Consider the following 16831-nt stretch of genomic DNA (forward strand, 5'->3'; position numbering starts at 1 on the left):
TTGGGTCCGGTGATGGAAGGAGCGAAGAGTAAGGGGTAATGAGTGAAGAGGCAGCAGGGGCTCGTGTGCAGGCTCGGGGGCCGGTCATGGCGCGAGCTTGCGCAGCACGAAGGGCCGGGGCGCGGCATCCTCGCCTTCGAGGTAGTTGCCGCGGATCTCGCGGGCGCAGCTGCCTTCGACGACATCGCCCAGCCAGGTGGCGGTGATGCGCTTGCCGTCGGCGCTTTCTTCCAGCGTGATGTGGTCATCGGCCACGTCGCCGACCATGGGCCGGGTGTCTGCGCCGCGCGCGATCGTGCCCTTGACGTTGCCCTTCCACTGGGGGTGCGGCCCCAGCTGCAGGCGCACGGGCTGGGCCTGGCCTTCGACCGTGCCTGTCCATTCGCCCTGCAGCTGGCTGTCCTTCATTTCCTCGCCCTCGGGGCATGAGAGAGGGGGCTGTGCGGAGGCTGTGCGGGCGGCCTTGGGTGCGGCCTTGGCCTGGGCGGTGGACTGTGGGGTGGCCTGGGCAGTGGGCTGCAAGGCGGTGCTGGAGCAGGCGGCGGTCACGGCCACCAGCGCCAGGCTGAGAACGGGGCGGTAAAAACGCATGCGGTGTCTTTCGGGGAATCAGGAGTCGGCGGGCGTGGACTGCTGTGCCTTGAGCGCGAACTCGGCGCGCAGCTGGCGCAGCTTCTCGCGCGGGTCCTCGCGCGAGGTGGCGGCGTCCAGGCCCATTTCCTTGATGAAGCGGCTGGGCAGGGTGGAGACCATCTCGCGGCCCTTCTTGCGGCGCTTGGTCCAGCTCACGGCCAGCGATCGCCGGGCGCGCGTGATGCCCACGTACATGAGGCGGCGCTCTTCCTGCAGGCGCTGGGCGGTCTCGTCGCTGACCTTTTGCTGGCGGCCATCGTCGTCGTCGAGCTTGAAGGGCAGCATGCCCTCGGTCACGCCGACCAGCATCACATGCGGCCACTCCAGGCCCTTGGAGGCGTGCAGCGTGGACAGGATGACCATGTCCTGCTCCTTCTCGCGCTCGCTGATGGTGGACAGCAGGGCGATGTTGCGCGCCACCTCCAGCAGGCTCTTGACCTCGGTGTGCGTGGTCGTTCCCGCCGCATCCTCGATCTGGCCGCCGGCGCGCTGGGCCATCCAGTCGCAGAACTCCAGCACGTTGCTCCATCGCGCGGCGGCCACCGATTCGCTGTCCTCGCTGTCGTAGAGGTACTGCTCGTAGCCGATCTCCTTGAGCCAGTCGAGCATGAAGCCGCGCGACTGCTCGGCGCCCAGCGTGTGGCGGGCGCGGTATTCGAGGTCGTTGATGTAGCGGCCGAACTCCAGCAGGCTGTCATGCGTCTTCTTGGGCAGGGCCGCTTCCAGCATGTGCGCGAACAGGGCGCCGAACATGCTGAGCTTGTGCTGCGAGGAAAACTCGCCCAGCTTGCCCAGCGTGGTGTGGCCTATGCCGCGCTTGGGCGTGCCGATGGCGCGCAGGAAGGCGGGGTCGTCGTCGTTGTTGATCCACAGCCGGAACCAGGCGCACAGGTCCTTGATCTCGGCGCGGTCGAAGAAGCTGGTGCCGCCCGAGACCTTGTAGGGAATGTTGGCCTTGCGCAAGGCCTTCTCGAAGGGCTTGGCCTGGTGGTTAGCGCGGTAGAGGATGGCGAAATCCTTCCAGTCCGGCGGCGGGTTGCTGGCCGCGCGCAGGCTCTGGATGCGGGCTACGGCGCGCTCGGCCTCGTGCTCCTCGGTGTCGCAGTCCACGATGCGCACGGGCTCGCCTTCGCCCAGCTCCGAGAACAGCGTCTTCGGATAGAGCTTGGGGTTGGGCTGGATCACGTTGTTGGCCGCACGCAGGATGGCCGAGGTGGAGCGGTAGTTCTGCTCCAGCTTGATCACCTTGAGCTGCGGGAACTCCACCGGCAGCTTCTTGAGGTTGTCCAGCGTGGCGCCGCGCCAGCCGTAGATGCTCTGGTCGTCGTCGCCCACGGCCGTGAAGTGGGCCCGGCTGCCCACCAGCAGCTTGAGCAGCTCGTACTGCGTGGCGTTGGTGTCCTGGTATTCGTCCACCAGCACATGGCCCAGCAGGCGCTGCCATTTCTCGCGCACCTCGGCGTGGTTCTTGAGCAGGCGCATGGGCATGCCGATCAGGTCGTCGAAGTCCACGCTCTGGTAGGCGGTCAGGCGCTCTTCGTAGCGCTGCATGATCAGCGCCGTGCTGCGTTCGTTGTCGTCCTGGGCCATGGCCAGGGCCTTGCGGCTGTCCCAGCCGGCGTTCTTCCAGTTGCTGATGGTCCATTGCCACTGGCGCGCCGTGGCCAGGTCGGTGGTGCCGCCCGAGCAGTCCTTGAGGATGCCCGTCACGTCGTCGGCATCCAGGATGCTGAACTGGGGCTTGAGGCCCAGCACATGGCCGTCCTCGCGCACCATGCGCACGCCCAGGGCGTGGAAGGTGCAGACCAGCACATCCTTGGCCTGTCGGCCGATGAGGCCGGCCGCGCGCTCGCGCATTTCGGCCGCTGCCTTGTTGGTGAAGGTGATGGCAGCGATGCGCCGTGGCGCCATGCCCGTCTCGATCAGGCGTCCGATCTTGTGCGTGATCACGCGTGTCTTGCCCGAGCCCGCGCCGGCCAGGACCAGGCAGGGGCCTTCGGTGTAGTGGACGGCCTGGAGCTGGGCCAGATTGAGTCCTGCGGACATGGGTGCGTTGCGCGGGGAAAGGCGTGAAAGTGAGGGAAGCGGGAGCATACCGCTTCGGGGGTCGGGGCCGTCCGGGCAGGTGTAAGCACCCTTGGAATTCGGCGACAAATCTCGCGACCCGCGGGGAGCTGTCTGTGGCTGTACAGCCACCGATAGAAAAGTTCACATTGATGGGTGTGATCGTTGAGCGAAAACTATCGAAAATATCAGTGCTCGCCTATATTTGCTCCAGGCGACCTCGATCTGTTCATTTCCCGCTGCTATCCGGGGAGGCGTTGAAGTTGGCTCGCACTACCGATGAGATTGGCCTGGCTGCCGAGCTGTGGTCGCCGCTGCTCAAGCAGCGTTTTGAGACATTGTTTGCCGTGGCGTCCCGCAAGTCGCTGCGCGGCTGGCGGCAGGTGCCCCTGGTCAGCGCCCAGGTGCTGGTGGTGGACGGCAGCCTGCCCGTGCCCGAGGCGGCCGGATGGCTGCCTTGCGTGGTCTATGTGGGCGGTGTGCCCCAGGGGCAGCACCTGGAACGCACGCCCCAGCGCCTGGCCACCTATCTGGATCTGGATTTCACGCTCTCCGACCTGATCGACATGCTGGACCGGGCCGCCGTCTTTCTCATGGACTGGACGGTGCGCCAGCAGGTGGCGTCCTCGCAGACCCTGGTGCGCGCCCTGGATGACCTTCGGCAGCAGGCTGAGGGCTGCCGCTACCAATTCCGGCTCAAGGCATGGGTGGCGCTGCCCGCGCCCTGGAACAGTGCCGAATCCCTGCGGGCCCTGGCCATGCTGTGCCGTGGCCCGATGGATGTGGCCACACTGTGCGAGCACAGCGGCATGGCGCCTGCCGCCGTGGCCGAGCTGCTGCGCCACCCCCGGCTGCGCGGCACGCTCGATTGCAGCCTGAGGCCGGCCCGTGCGGACGATCCGACGCCGCTGGGCGGCCACCGCGCGCAGGCGCACGGGGCTGCCACTGCCGTGGCGCCAGGCCTGTCGCGCCAGTGGGTGCAGCGGCTGACCGGCTGGATACGCCGCGGAGGGCAGGCATGAGCATGTGGATGAGCGACCAGCCCGGTGCGGGATCGGTGCGGGTGAGCCTGATCGGCCCCATGGGCATCGGCAAGACCACGGCGCTGCGCAGCCTGTGCGGAGCGCTGATGGCCGCAACGGATGTGCCCAATCTCGACCGGGCCGCCCATTCCAAGGAGTTCACCACCGTGGGCGCGGAGTTCGGCGAGATCGATCTGGGCGAGGGAATGCGGCTGCAGCTGGTGGGCAGCCCGGGCCAGGACCGCTTCGACTTCGTGCGCCGCTGGGTGCTCAATGCTTCGGTGGGCGTGCTGCTGATGGTGGATGTGGGCGATGCCTCGGCGCCGGACTATGCCGCGCAGCTCCTGTCCGAGATCGCCACCCTGGAGGTCGAACCCCAGGTGCTGCTGCTCAGTTGCCGTGACGCCAGCGAACAACAGCAGGAGGCGTTCAGCACCGCCTTGGCCGATCGAGGTCGCGGTATAGTGCCTGTCATCCAGGCGGACCCCCGTGACCGGCAGCAGTTGCTGGATGCGCTGGGGGTGCTCGTTTCCTTGCTTTCCTTGCAAAGTCAGGCATGAAGACACCAACGCATCCCCAGATTTCCTCCACCGTGATCGAAGCTGGCCAAGTTGCACTCAATCGCGTGGTGGCGCCTCTCGAGGGCGTGCATATCGCCTTGCTGTGCACGCCCGATGGTTTCGAGATCACGGCCCTGCGGGTCAAGAGCGAGCTGCCGACGGAGCGCCTGTCTGCTATGGCGGGCTCGCTGATGGCCATGGCAAAGGCCGTGGCCGCCGAGATAGGCCACAAGTCCTGCCACCGCCTGACCTTCGAGACCGAACTGGGTACCGTCCTTTTCCAGGCCGTGGGCGGCAGCCACCCGGCCATCCTGTGCATGGTGGTCGATCAAAGCGCCTTGCTGGGACGTGCGCTGTGGGCCGCGGGCGAAGTGGCCGGCGATCTGTCCCGTCTCTGACCCCCGTATCCGATTCAAGAGTTTTCTCCCCCGAGGAGCGGGCGCGATGAGTCCATCGCATCGCCTGCCCTTGCTATTTGAAAGAGGTGGCATATGGCTTCGATACATGATTCTCTGAACGGCCTGCTGGGCATCGATGGCGCCCTGTGCGCAGCCCTGGTGGACAGCACCAGCGGCATGCTGATGGGCAGCGCGGGCTCCGGCCTCGACATGGAGCTGGCCGCCGCCGGCAACACGGAGGTGGTGCGCGCCAAGCTCAAGACCATGCGCATGCTCAAGCTGGACGATGCCATCGACGACATCCTGATCACTCTGACCCACCAGTACCACGTCATCCGGCCCGTGGCCGCCCATGAAGGCGTGTTCTTCTACCTGGTGCTGGACAAGAGCCGCTCCAACCTGGCGCTGGCCCGCCGCAAGGTGCAGGAGATCGAAAAGGACCTGGCACTCTGAGAGCGCCCGCGCTCTTGCCGCCAGACCTGCCGGAGACGGATTCCGGCAGGTTTTTTTTTGCCCGCCGTCACCGGTGCGCCACGGGCGCGCAGCGTACGCGCCGGCTTGCTGCCAGAATCGCCGCGTGCTGTCCGTCCTGCTGATCACCTTCCCCTTCTTCGCTCTCGTGGCCTGCGGCTTCGCAGCCACCTGGCGTGGCGTGCTGCCGCAGGCGGCGATACCGGGGCTCAACGCCTTCGTGCTGTATTTCGCGCTGCCCTGCATGCTGTTTCGCTTTGGCGCGCAGACGCCGATCGCGCAACTGCTGGATGTGGGCGTCTCCGTGGTCTACCTGCTGTGCGCGCTGCTGATGGTGGGCGCCACCGTGGCGCTCACGCTGCGGCGCGTGGGCTGGAACGATGCGGCCTTCGGCGCACTGGTGGCCGCCTTCCCCAATACCGGCTTCATGGGCGTGCCCATGCTGGTGGCGCTGCTGGGTGAGCGTGCGGCGGGCCCGGTCATCGTCACCATGGCCATCGACATGGTGGTGACCACCTCGCTGTGCATTGCGCTGTCGCGCCTCGGAATGCCGGGCGGGCACGGTGTGACGGTGGCATTGCGCCGCGCGCTGGCGGGCATGGCCTCCAACCCCATGCCCTGGTCCATCGTGCTGGGCGCAGTGGCGTCGGCGGCGGGCTGGACGCTGCCCGGCCCCATCGACCGCACCGTGGCCATGCTGGCGGGCGCGGCCTCGCCCGTGGCGCTGTTCACCATAGGCGCCGTGCTGGCGCGCTCGCAGATGAACAGCCATGAGCGCGTGGCCGCGCGCGACTACGTGCCCATCGCGCTGGCCAAGCTGCTGGTCCATCCGTTGCTGGTCTGGGCCGTGGCCCGCGCGGCCATGGCGCTGGGCCTGCCGCTGGGTGAGGAGGCCTTCGTGGCCCTGGTGCTGCTGGCCGCACTGCCCAGCGCCAGCAATGTCTCGCTGCTGACCGAGCGCTTCGGTGCGCATGGCGGGCGGGTGGCCCGCATCATCCTGGTGTCCACGGTGCTGGCCTTCCTGAGCTTCTCGGGTGCCGTGGCGTTGATGACCTGAGCAGGTCCGAGCGGCAGGCCTGGGCAGGCCCGGTCAGTCCAGGCCTGTCGGCAGGCTGGCGCTCTCTACAATCGCGCCCATGTTTTTTCACCACCTCGACGGGATTGCATGAAACCCTCCCCCTCTGTCCCGGCCGGCGCCCCCACGGGCGCGGGCCTGCTCTGGATGGTGACGCTGGCCTGCCTGCTCTGGGCCCTGGTGTCCTGGCTGGCCAATGGCAACCTGGACGGCTACCACGACATGCTGGAGAACTATGCCTGGTCCCAGCCGCTGCAGCTGGGCACGCACAAGCACCCGCCGTTCTTCGCCTGGGTGGTCGGCCTGTGGTTCATGGTGTTTCCGCAGAACGACGCTTTCTACCGCCTGCTGTCCTATGCCAATGTGGGCGTGGGCCTGTGGGGTGTCTATGTGCTGGGCCGGCGCCTGGGGCTGGCGCGCCTGGCGCCGCTGGGGGCGCTGCTGCTGCTGTGGTGCTTCCCGTATACGACGCTGGCCGGCAAGTTCAACGCCAACAGCCAGCTGCTGTCCCTGTGGCCCTGGGCGGCGGCCCTGCTGCTGGCCAGCTGGCAGGAAAAGGGTGTGCGGGGCCTGACCTTCAGCGTGGCCCTGGGCGTGGTCTCGGCCGCCTGCATGCTCAGCAAGTACTACAGCGGCGTGTTCCTGGCCGGTTTTCTGCTGCCCATCCTCCTGGTTCGCGAAGGTCGCCAGTGGCTGCTCACTCCCAGGCCCTATGTGGCGCTGGCAGCCTTTGGCCTGGCGCTGGCGCCGCATGTGGCCTGGATTGCCCACCACCAGTGGGTGACGCTGGGCTATGCCATGGACCAGGGCGGCGGGCAGGTGGTGTGGGGCTATGTGCTGCGCTTTGCGCTGGCGCCCATCTTCTACTGGCTGCCGGCCTGGCTGGCCGTGTGCCTGGTGTATGGCTTCATGCAGGCCCGCCAGCAAGGCGGTGGCTGGCTGCGCTGGAGCGCGCGCTTTCTGCGCCGCAGCTGGGCCTGGCAGGGGCGGGGCGACACCTTGTTCTGGCTGGCCCTCATGCCCTGGCTGACGACGCTGGGCTTTGGCGCCACCGGCGTGGTGGAGCTGTCCACGCCCTGGGCCATTCCCATCGGCTATGCCTTCGTGCTGCTGTGGCTGCGCAACCTGGACGCCGAGGCGCCTGCCGCGACGCAGGCCGCCCTGGCCGCGCTGCGCCGCGCCTGGTGGCCCAGCCTGGCCGTGGTGCTGGTGATTGGCGTGGCCGCGGGTTGGGGCAATGCGCGCAAGAGCAGTTCCGACTACTACCGGCCCGCGGCCGATGCGGCCCAGGCCATCGTGCTGTCCTGGAACCAGCGCCACCCGGAGCAGCCGCTGCAGTGGGTGGGCGGCGACTGGGCGGAAAACGCCATGCTCTCCTTCTATGCACAGCCGCATCTGCGCACCATCCCCGGCCTGCCCGACAGCGAATATGCGCGTGTGCTGGCGCTGCCGGACTGGCGCCGCCAGCCCGGCCTGCTGCTGTGCCCGCGCGGCCCCGTGGCCGGCGAGCCCGGGCCGACCGCGAAATCGCGCGATTGCGAGCAGCAGGCGCAGGCCTGGCTGGCGAAGCTGGGCCTGCCGCAGGAGCCGCGTGTGCTCACGCTGCAACGCTCGGGCTGGCGTTTTCCTGTGCCCACACCTTATGCGTATGCGGTTTTTGATGTGTTGCCGCGCGCGGGCAGCCAGCCCGCTGACAATGCTGGCCTATGACCGAATTGCATGCTGACATTGCTCCGGCCGCTCCCAAGGGAATGCTGCCGCGCGCGCCGCTGCGGCTGAGCTGCGTGGTGCCGGCCCACAATGAAGAGGGCAACCTGGAGGCGTTCCTGCGGGCCCTGGACGCGACCGTGCGCACGCTGACGCCCGACTACGAGCTGATCGTCGTCAACGATGGCAGCCGCGACGCCACGCACGAGATCGCGCTGCGCATGGCGCAGGAGCTGCCCGTGCGCTACCTGGCGCTGTCTCGCAACTTCGGCAAGGAGGCGGCCCTGTCGGCCGGCATAGACCATGCGCGCGGCAATGCCGTGGTGCTGATCGACGCCGACTTCCAGCATCCGCTGCAGATGCTGCCCCAGATGTGCGAGCTGTGGCAGTCCGGCTACGACATGGTCTATGGCGTGATCGCCGACCGGGGCGCCGAAAGCGGCGCCAAGCGCGTGGGCACCAATCTGTTCTACCGGCTCATGAATGCCGGCAACCTGGTGAAGATCCCGCCCAATGCCGGCGACTTCCGCTGGCTGGACCGCTGCGTGGCCGACGCGCTCAAGGCACTGCCCGAGAGCCACCGGTTCATGAAGGGCCTGTACGCCTGGGTGGGCTTCAAGGCGGCGGCACTGCCGTTCGTGCCGGCCGACCGCACGGCCGGGGCGTCCAGCTTCAATTTCCGGCGCCTGGGCTCGCTGGCCCTGCTGGGGCTGACCTCGTTCACCACCTTGCCGCTGCGCGTGTGGAGCATCGTGGGCGGGATGATCTCGCTGGCGGCCCTGCTCTACGGGCTGTGGATCACCATGGAGACGCTGATCTTCGGCAACCCGCTGGACGGCTGGCCTACGCTGGCGGCCAGCATCATGCTGTTCTCGGGCGTGCAGCTGATGTCCATCGGCATCCTGGGCGAGTACATCGGCCGGATCTATGACGAGGTCAAGCGCCGTCCCACCTATCTGCTGGCGCGCGACGAGGACCGCAGCCCGCTGGCGCCGCGGGAGTAGCCATGCACGATGTGATCGCGCAGCTGCGCCGCCTGCCGCAGGCGCTGCAGTTCGTGCTGGTGGGCGGCTGCGCGGCCGCCACGCACCTGGCCGTGGTCGCCCTGCTGGTGCAGCTGGCGGGCATGGCGCCGCTGCATGCGAATGTGCTGGCCTTTCTCGTGGCCTTCGTGGTCAGCTACAACGGCCATGCGCTGTTCACCTTCGTGCAGACCCAGGCGCGTGGCCGGGCCGTGGTGGCCAAATACTTCGCCGTGGCCTGCGTCTCCTTCGTGGCCAACGAGCTGCTGTACTGGGCGGCCCTGCACTGGCTGCACTGGCACTATTTCTGGAGCCTGGCCCTGGTGCTGGTGCTGGTGGCGGTGGGCACCTTCGTCCTGGCCAAGTTCTGGGCCTTTGCGGCCCCCGGCCGCAAGGAATCCCCATGAACACCATGCCTGCCATAAACGGGGAGAAGTCCCCGGCCAGAACCGTCGTCCTGTGCGCCGACGACTATGCGCTGCACCCCCTGGTCGATGAAGCCGTGGAGCAGCTCACGCTGCAGGGCCGGCTGTCGGCCACCAGCTGCATGACCACCTCGCCGCACTGGAGGCAGGCGGCCAGGCGCCTGCCCGCGCTGCGCCCGCGCCTGTCGCTGGGCCTGCACTTCAACCTGACCGAAGGCCATGGCCTGCAGCCCTCCTCCGGCATAGGGGCGGTGATTGCGCGCGCCTACGCAGGACGGCTGGGCAGCGCCGCCATGCGCGACGCCTGGCGCCGCCAGCTCGACGCCTTCGAGGACGCGCTGGGCATGGCCCCCGACTTCATCGACGGCCACCAGCACGTGCACCAGCTCCCCGGCGTGCGCGCCGCGCTGGTGCAGGAATTGCGCCAGCGCTATGGCGACAACGCCGACGACCTGCCCTGGGTCCGCTCCACCACCCCGGCCGGCCAGCTCTGGCGCGACCCCAAGGCCGCCATCATCGCCCTGCTCGGCGGCTGGACCACCACCCGCCGCCTGCGCCGCCAGGGCGTGCCGCTCAACCACGGCTTCGGTGGCGTCTACGCCTTCGACCAGCCCACGCCCGAAGGCTATGGCCGCCACATGGCCCAATGGCTGGCCCAGCTGCAGCCCGGCAGCCTCATGATGTGCCACCCCGCCACCGCCCCCGTCCAGGGCGACGCCATAGGCGCCCAGCGCGCCGTCGAATACGCCTACCTGCGCTCCGACGCCTTCGCCCAGGCCCTCGAACAAGCGCACTGCCACATCGCCCAAGGCCCCCTCACCCCGCTGTTCACAACGAACTAAGAAGCAGCAATAGAAAAGGCCCGGCCAAAAATGGACCGGGCCATGTGGGCGCAGCGCAAAAAACCGACGAGGCCCAAAGCAAGGGACAGCAAGCAAGGGCCGCCCCGCAGCGAGGCTGTCGTCCCCCTCCCCCGCGAAGCGGGTAGAGAGGCGCCGTGCCACGGGGGGAAGGCGCGCCAGCGCCTCAGGGGGTGCCTATCAATATTCCCAGAAGATGCGCTGCAGCTGCTTCGTGTCCTGCGTCTTGGTCAGGGCCACGGCGGCCAGCAGGCGGGCCTTCTGCGGGTTCAGGTCATGGGCGACGACCCAGTCGTACTTGTCGTCGGGCTGCTCGGCGTTGCGCAGCACGAAGCCGGCCGGCACGCGCGAGCTGCGCACCACGATCACGCCCTTTTGGCGCAGTTCATTGAGCTTGGGCACGATGCGGTCGGCCACCGAGCCGTTGCCCGTGCCGGCGTGCACGATGGCCTTGACGCCGGCCTTGCCCAGCGCGTCGATGGCCGTGGCGGGCACGTTGCCGTAGCCATAGACGATGTCCACGGCGGGCAGGTCGGTGATCTGCTCGATGTTGAACTCGCTGCCCCTGGTGTGGCGCTTGACGGGGGCGCGGAACCAGTAGGTCTTGCCCTCGACCACCATGCCCAGCGGGCCCCACTGGCTGGAGAAGGCATTGGTCTTGATGTTGGTGAGCTTGGCCACATCGCGCGCGGAGTCGATGTTGTCGTTCATGCTGACCAGCACGCCCTTGCCCGCCGAGTCCTTGGAGGCGGCCGTGGCCACGGCGCCCAGCAGGTTCAGCGCGCCGTCGGCCGAGATGGCCGTGCCGGGGCGCATGGAGCCGACCATGACGATGGGCTTGTCGGTAGGCACCACCAGGTTCAGGAAGTAGCCGGTCTCCTCCAGCGTGTCCGTGCCGTGGGTGACGACGATGCCGTCCACGCCGGGCTGCTTGGCCAGCTCGTTGACGCGGCGTGCCAGCGTCAGCAGTTCCTTGTTGGTGAAGCTTTCGGAGGCGATCTGGAACACCTGCTCGCCAGAGACGTTGGCGATGTTGCTCAGCTCGGGCAGGCCGGCCAGCAGCTTGTCCACGGGGACCTTGGCGGCCGTGTAGGTGGCGCTGTTGACGGCGCTGGCGCCCGCGCCGGCAATGGTGCCGCCCGTGGCCAGGACGACCACGTTGGGCTTGCCGGCCTGTGCGGCGGGAGCGGGTGCAGGGGCGGTCGCCGTGGCGGGCGCTGCGGCTGCGGGGGCCTGGCTGGCGCCGGGCTGGGACGCGCAGCCTGCCAGCGCAAGCGCGACGGCCATCAAGGTCATACGGAAGGGGGTGAACGGCATGTATCGCTCCTGGAAAGGCATTGAATGATCCAGCCTTGTGGGCTGAATGCGGCACGATGCAATAAACATGCCCCGCCTGCATCAGCGCAAATCCCGATGGGAGCCGTGCGGCGGATGCGCTAAAAGCGCTTCCGAAAAAGTAGCGGTGAATGCTTTGTGGGATTGCGCCCAAGGCCTGAAAGGCTTGAGGTTTTTTGGGGCCGTTCCAGAGGCTGTGCCACGTTCAGATGGCCAGCGGGTCCACGTCCACCAGCCAGCGCACCAGGGCGCGGTGCTCGGGCTGTGCCCTGATCCAGTGCAGATGCGCCTGCCAGGCCCAGAGAAAGCGCAGCAGGGCGGGCCGCTGGGCCGACTCGATCAGCATCTGCGCCCGCTCCACATTGGCCACGCGCTGGACGGACATGGGAATGGGCGGGTAGAGAAACACATCGTCCACATGGGGCAGGCCGGCCTGGCGCGCGGCTTGGGCGGCGGCGGCCAGAAAGGCCTGGGCGGCCTCCTGGCTGCGCGCATCGGCCCGCACGATGGCCTGGAAGGCAAACGGCGGCATGCCCGCATCGCGCCGCTCGCGCAGCTGGCGCGCCGCAAAGGCAGGGTAGTCGTGCGAGCGCAGCGCGGTGTAGACGGGATGGGACGGGTCGTGCGTCTGTATCCACATCTCCGGATGGCTGCCCTGGGCGGCCACGTAGTGCGCGTCGCGCCCTGCGCGGCCGGCCGCCTGCATCAGCAGGCTGAACAGGCGTTCGGGCGCGCGGTAGTCGCTGGAAAACAGCGCGCTGTCGGGCTGGACGGCGGCCACCAGGGTGATACGCCGGAAGTCATGGCCCTTGGCCACCATCTGGGTGCCGACCAGCACATCGATGTCGCCGGCATGCACCTGGGCCAGCTGCTCCTCCAGCGCGCCCTTGGCGCGCGTGGTGTCGGCGTCGATGCGCGCCACGCGGGCGGGCTCGCGGTCGGGGCGCTGCACATTGCGCAGCAGGCGGGCCAGTTCTTCCTCCAGCTGCTCCGTGCCCTTGCCCAGCGGCAGGATGTCGGGATTGCCGCAGCCGGGGCAGGCCATGGGCACGCGCTGGGTGTAGCCGCAGTGGTGGCAGCGCAGCGTGCGGTCGGCCTTGTGGAAGACCTGGTGGGCACTGCAGTGCGGGCAGTCGCTTTTCCAGCCGCAGTCGGCGCAGAACAGCACGGGCGCGAAGCCGCGGCGGTTGAGCAGCACCAGGCTTTGCTCGCCGCGCTGCACACGCTCGGTGATGGCATCGATCAGCGGCGGCGAGAACACGGCCTTGCGCGGCTGCTGGCCCATGTCCACCAGGCGCACGCGCGGCAGGGCGGCCGCGCCGATGCGGCTGGGCATGTGCAGGCGCAGGTAGCGGCCGCCCTGCGGCTCTTCGGCATTGGGCGGGCGGCTGGCGTGCCAGCTCTCCAGCGAGGGCGTGGCGCTGCCCAGGATGACCTTGGCGCCGGTATCGCGCCCGCGCCAGATGGCCAGGTCGCGCGCCGAGTAGCGTGCGCCTTCCTGCTGCTTGTAGCTGGCGTCGTGCTCCTCGTCCACCACGATCAGCGACAGCCCCGGCAGGCTGGCGAACACCGACATGCGCGTGCCCAGCACGATGCGCGCCGTGCCCGTGTGTGCCGCCAGCCAGCTCTTGAGCCGCTGCGGGTTGGTCATGCCGCTGTGCATGCTGACCACGCAGGCCGCGCCGTACTGCGGAGCAAAGCGCGCCAGGAAGCGCTGCTCCAGCTGGGGCGTGAGGTTGATCTCGGGCACCATCACCAGCACCTGGGCGCCGGGGTCGGCATCCAGCGCGGCCTGGGTGGTCCTCAGGTAGACCTCGGTCTTGCCGCTACCCGTGCTGCCGTAGAGCAGGAAGGGGCCGGGGTGGGCGGCGATCTGCGTGAAGACGTCGGCCTGCTCGGCGCTGAGGACGATGGGGGGAATGCCTGCGGCGGCCGGGGCCGGTGCGAGCGCTGATGCAGGCGCAGTGCCAGGCGCCTGTTGCGCCTGTTGCGCCTGTTCCGCCTTTGCAGCCTTGGCCGCTTTCTTCGCCGCGGCCTTGGACGGCCTGAGCCGGCGCGCCAGTTGCTCGGCCGTCATGTCGCGCAGCTGCGGCGGCAGGGCCGTCACGGCGATCTCGCCCACGCTGCGCTGGTAGTAGTAGGCGGCGAAGGCCACCAGCCGCCGCCAGGCCGCCGGCAGCGGCGCGATGCCCTCCAGCACGGCGCAGATGGCGCGCAGCTCCACGCCTTCGGGCACGGCGGGCGGCTGGGCCGGCGCGTCCCAGACCACGCCCAGCAGTTCCCGGCGTCCCAGCGGCACGCGCACCAGGGTGCCCGGCTCCAGCGGCTGCTCGCAGGTGTAGCTCAGCAGATCACCCACGGCGCTGTGCGCCGGCGTCTGGACGGCGACATGGACGGTATGGGCGGGAAGGGGCATGGGAAGAAAGCGGGGCCTGAAAACGCTGGCGCCGCACGGCACGAGCAGCGGCAACAAAGCCGCCAAGCATAAGCCTTGGGCAGCGTCCGAGGCGTGGGAAGCGGCGTTCTACACCAGACATCCCGGGCGGTGGCTACGGGTTTCTGGGTATATCGTCAATTTCTGTGGATAACTTTGTGGGGATTATTCGGATCTATGGCCATCCCCCCATTTGTCTGACCTTTCCGAGTGGTGCATTCTGAAAACGGTGCTATCAAAAAAAATCTTCAAAAACAACGGCTTATATCGATATGTCGCCCGCGTGCAGGCGCGGGTGACAACTGTGAGTCCTAAGACCTCGCTCAGATTTTTCTGTGCATAAGATGGTCTGTGGCCATCTTGTGCAGCAAGCGCCGGCCGGGCGCGCGGACTGTGGACAGCGCGGCCCAGCCGGGCCGGTGGCTGTCACGGCAGGGGGCCGGCGCTGCGCTGGCATCCGGTCCTGCGGGTGATGAGGAGCAGGGCGGGCGCTCAGCGCTGGCGCATGGCGCGCGAATGGCCGTGGACGGCCTCGACCAGGGCGGCCACATGCTCGGGCGGCGTGAACTGGCTGATGCCGTGGCCCAGGTTGAAGATGTGCGTGGGGCCCGTGGTGGTCCTGTCGGTGTGCGGGGCGCCGAAGCTGTCGAGCACGGCGCGCGCCTGCTCGGCCACGCGCTCGGGCGGCGCGAACAGCACATTGGGGTCGATGTTGCCCTGCAGCGCCTTGCCGGGTCCGCCCACCTCGCCGCCGACGATGGCGCGGGCGCGGGCCAGGTTGGCCGTCCAGTCCAGGCCCAGCACCTCGCAGTCCAAGTCCTTCATGTCGGGCAGCCAGATGCCGCCGCCCTTGGTGAAGACGATGCGCGGCACGTCCTGCCCATCGACGCCCGTGCGCTTGAGTCCGGCCAGCACGCGCTTCGTGTAGGCCAGGCTGAATTCCTGGAAGGCGCCATCGGCCAGCACGCCGCCCCAGCTGTCGAACACCATCACGGCCTGGGCGCCTGCATCGATCTGGGCGTTGAGGTAGGCGGCCACGCTGTCGGCGTTGACGGACAGGATGCGGTGCATCAGGTCGGGGCGCGCATACATCAGGCTCTTGACCAGGCGGTAGTCGTCGCTGCCCTTGCCCTCGACCATGTAGCAGGCCAGGGTCCAGGGACTGCCCGAGAAACCGATCAGCGGCACGCGGCCATCGAGCGCGCGGCGGATGCTGGTCACGGCGTCGAACACATAGCGCAGCTTGTCCATGTCGGGCACGGCCAGCTCGGCCACGGCGGCCTCGTCGCGCACCACCTTGGCAAAGCGCGGGCCTTCGCCTTCGGCAAAGGACAGGCCCAGGCCCATGGCGTCGGGCACGGTCAGGATGTCGGAGAACAGGATGGCCGCGTCCAGCGGGAAGCGCTCCAGAGGCTGCAGCGTGACCTCGGTGGCGTAGTCCACGTTGGTGGCCAGGCCCATGAAGCTGCCGGCCCGGGCGCGCGTGGCCTTGTATTCGGGGAGATAGCGGCCCGCCTGGCGCATCAGCCACAGCGGCGTGTAGTCGGTGGCCTGGCGCCGGCAGGCGCGCAGGAAGGTGTCGTTGGTCAGGGGGGCGAAGCTCATGGTGGGCGATTGTCGCCGAGTCGGCTTCGCCAGGTTGCCGCGATGCCCGAGCGGCGCAGGGCGTCTTGCCCCGGGTTAACCCTGGTCAATATCGGCGGCAACGGGCTTTTTGAGGCCGCTACATTGTGCGGCGTGCGTTCCGCACGGGAATCCGTCCATGCAAGGAGAGAGTTTGCGATGCAGCGAAGAACCCTGACCCAGATCCTGGCCCTGGCACCGGCCTCGGCCGTTTGGGCTGCCAGCGGGCTGGCTGGAAGTGCCACGGCGGCCGAGCCGCTGTTTCCGGGCAAGGCGCCGCTGCGCATCGTCGTGGGCTACCCGCCCGGTGGCGCCACCGACCGCGTGGCGCGCATCGTGGCCGACAAGCTGCAGGCGCGCGTGGGCTCGCCCGTGGTGGTGGAGAACAAGCCCGGCGCGGGCGGCCGCCTGTCGGCACAGTATGTGAAGAACGCGCCGGCCTCCCAGCCTGCGCTGCTGCTGGCCAATCCGGCCGTGATGCTGGTGGCGCCCCTGGTGTTCCTCGACTCGGGCTACGACCCCGACAAGGACTTCCGCCCGGTCAGCGAGGTCAATCGCTACGAATTCGGCGTGGCCGTGGCCAGTGCCGTGCCCGTCAGGCAGCTGTCGCACCTGCTGGCCTGGCTGCGTGCCAATCCGCAGCAGGCCAACGTGGGCGTGCCGGCCACGGGCAGCCTGCCGCACTTCTTCTCGCTGATGCTGGGCGAGGCCGCCAAGGTCCGGACCGAAACCGTAGGCTACAAGGGCTCGGCCCCGCTGCTGACCGACCTGGTGGGCGGCCAGGTACCGCTGGCCATCGACACCTTCGACGTGCTGCTGCCCCAGCACGAGGCCGGCAAGATCCGCGTGCTGGCCGTGTCGGGCGAGCGCCGCAGCACCATGGCGCCGGACATCCCCACGCTCAAGGAATCGGGCCTGAACCTGTCGGGCATGGGCTGGAACACCTTGTTCGCGCCCCAGAGCATGGCGCCCGACATTGCCGAGCGCCTGTCGCGCATGGTGCAGGAGATCATGAAGGAGCCCGACACGCGCCAGAAATTCGAGGCCAGCCGGCTGACCCCGGTCTCCAGCAGCAGCGCGCAGACGGCCGAGATGCTCAAGGCCTACCGCGCCCAGTGGACGCCGGTGGTGCAGCGCTCGGGTTTCAAGCCCTGAACCTTCAAGAAAAATGGCCCGTGCGGGCCTTTTTTCATCGCCGGGCC

General features: G+C 68.5%; 15 protein-coding genes. 10 read left to right on the plus strand and 5 right to left on the minus strand.

The window, feature by feature from the left end:
- Positions 1-84: 84 nt before the first annotated feature.
- Together U6958_RS04510 and U6958_RS04515 are read right to left on the minus strand one after the other, a co-directional pair.
- Complete coding sequence (locus U6958_RS04510; RefSeq protein WP_016454506.1) at positions 85-591, minus strand: hypothetical protein; 507 nt, start codon at positions 589-591, stop codon at positions 85-87.
- 18 nt (positions 592-609) lie between these two features.
- On the minus strand, positions 610-2679 hold the full coding sequence (locus U6958_RS04515; RefSeq protein WP_074922679.1) for an ATP-dependent helicase: 2070 nt from the start codon (positions 2677-2679) through the stop codon (positions 610-612).
- 281 nt (positions 2680-2960) lie between these two features.
- Between U6958_RS04515 and U6958_RS04520 the strand changes: the two genes are divergently transcribed.
- From U6958_RS04520 to U6958_RS04560, 9 genes are all read left to right on the plus strand, one after another.
- Positions 2961-3719, plus strand: coding sequence for a hypothetical protein (locus U6958_RS04520; protein ID WP_016450372.1), 759 nt, complete (start codon positions 2961-2963; stop codon positions 3717-3719).
- Positions 3716-4279, plus strand: coding sequence for an ATP/GTP-binding protein (locus U6958_RS04525; protein WP_046242164.1), 564 nt, complete (start codon positions 3716-3718; stop codon positions 4277-4279). Before U6958_RS04520 ends, U6958_RS04525 begins: the two co-directional genes overlap by 4 nt.
- Positions 4276-4677 carry a hypothetical protein gene (locus U6958_RS04530; RefSeq protein ID WP_016450374.1) on the plus strand — a complete coding sequence of 134 codons (402 nt, stop codon included), beginning with the start codon at positions 4276-4278 and terminating at the stop codon, positions 4675-4677. Before U6958_RS04525 ends, U6958_RS04530 begins: the two co-directional genes overlap by 4 nt.
- A 93-nt stretch (positions 4678-4770) precedes the next feature.
- Complete coding sequence (locus U6958_RS04535; protein WP_016450375.1) at positions 4771-5130, plus strand: hypothetical protein; 360 nt, start codon at positions 4771-4773, stop codon at positions 5128-5130.
- Between the two features lie 124 nt (positions 5131-5254).
- Positions 5255-6205, plus strand: a complete 951-nt coding sequence (locus tag U6958_RS04540; protein WP_016450376.1) for an AEC family transporter — start codon at positions 5255-5257, stop codon at positions 6203-6205.
- 108 nt (positions 6206-6313) lie between these two features.
- Positions 6314-7933, plus strand: a complete 1620-nt coding sequence (locus tag U6958_RS04545) for a glycosyltransferase family 39 protein (protein ID WP_074922683.1) — start codon at positions 6314-6316, stop codon at positions 7931-7933.
- Entirely contained in the window at positions 7930-8934 is a 1005-nt protein-coding gene (locus U6958_RS04550; RefSeq protein ID WP_016454509.1) for a glycosyltransferase family 2 protein, read from the plus strand. The genes U6958_RS04545 and U6958_RS04550 overlap by 4 nt, the downstream gene beginning before the upstream one ends.
- Before the next feature lie 2 nt (positions 8935-8936).
- Positions 8937-9359 carry a GtrA family protein gene (locus U6958_RS04555; protein ID WP_017406517.1) on the plus strand — a complete coding sequence of 141 codons (423 nt, stop codon included), beginning with the start codon at positions 8937-8939 and terminating at the stop codon, positions 9357-9359.
- A complete protein-coding gene (locus U6958_RS04560) occupies positions 9356-10219 on the plus strand; it encodes a ChbG/HpnK family deacetylase (protein ID WP_047219275.1) in 864 nt (287 codons plus the stop codon). The genes U6958_RS04555 and U6958_RS04560 overlap by 4 nt, the downstream gene beginning before the upstream one ends.
- Before the next feature lie 198 nt (positions 10220-10417).
- On the opposite strand, the gene U6958_RS04565 is transcribed toward U6958_RS04560, so the two are convergent.
- The 3 genes from U6958_RS04565 to hemE all read right to left on the minus strand — a co-directional run bounded on the left by U6958_RS04565 (position 10418) and on the right by hemE (position 15611).
- Positions 10418-11554, minus strand: a complete 1137-nt coding sequence (locus tag U6958_RS04565) for an asparaginase (protein ID WP_016450381.1) — start codon at positions 11552-11554, stop codon at positions 10418-10420.
- A gap of 223 nt (positions 11555-11777) precedes the next feature.
- Positions 11778-13988, minus strand: coding sequence for a primosomal protein N' (gene priA / locus U6958_RS04570; protein WP_074922685.1), 2211 nt, complete (start codon positions 13986-13988; stop codon positions 11778-11780).
- 510 nt (positions 13989-14498) lie between these two features.
- Positions 14499-15611 (minus strand): uroporphyrinogen decarboxylase, encoded by a 1113-nt coding sequence (gene hemE, locus U6958_RS04575; RefSeq protein ID WP_046987045.1) that lies wholly within the window; start codon positions 15609-15611, stop codon positions 14499-14501.
- 177 nt (positions 15612-15788) lie between these two features.
- Between hemE and U6958_RS04580 the strand changes: the two genes are divergently transcribed.
- Complete coding sequence (locus U6958_RS04580; RefSeq protein ID WP_047472596.1) at positions 15789-16784, plus strand: tripartite tricarboxylate transporter substrate-binding protein; 996 nt, start codon at positions 15789-15791, stop codon at positions 16782-16784.
- The last annotated feature ends 47 nt before the right edge of the window (positions 16785-16831 follow it).

This window comes from Delftia lacustris (genome assembly GCF_040267515.1).
Classification (GTDB): domain Bacteria; phylum Pseudomonadota; class Gammaproteobacteria; order Burkholderiales; family Burkholderiaceae_C; genus Comamonas; species Comamonas tsuruhatensis.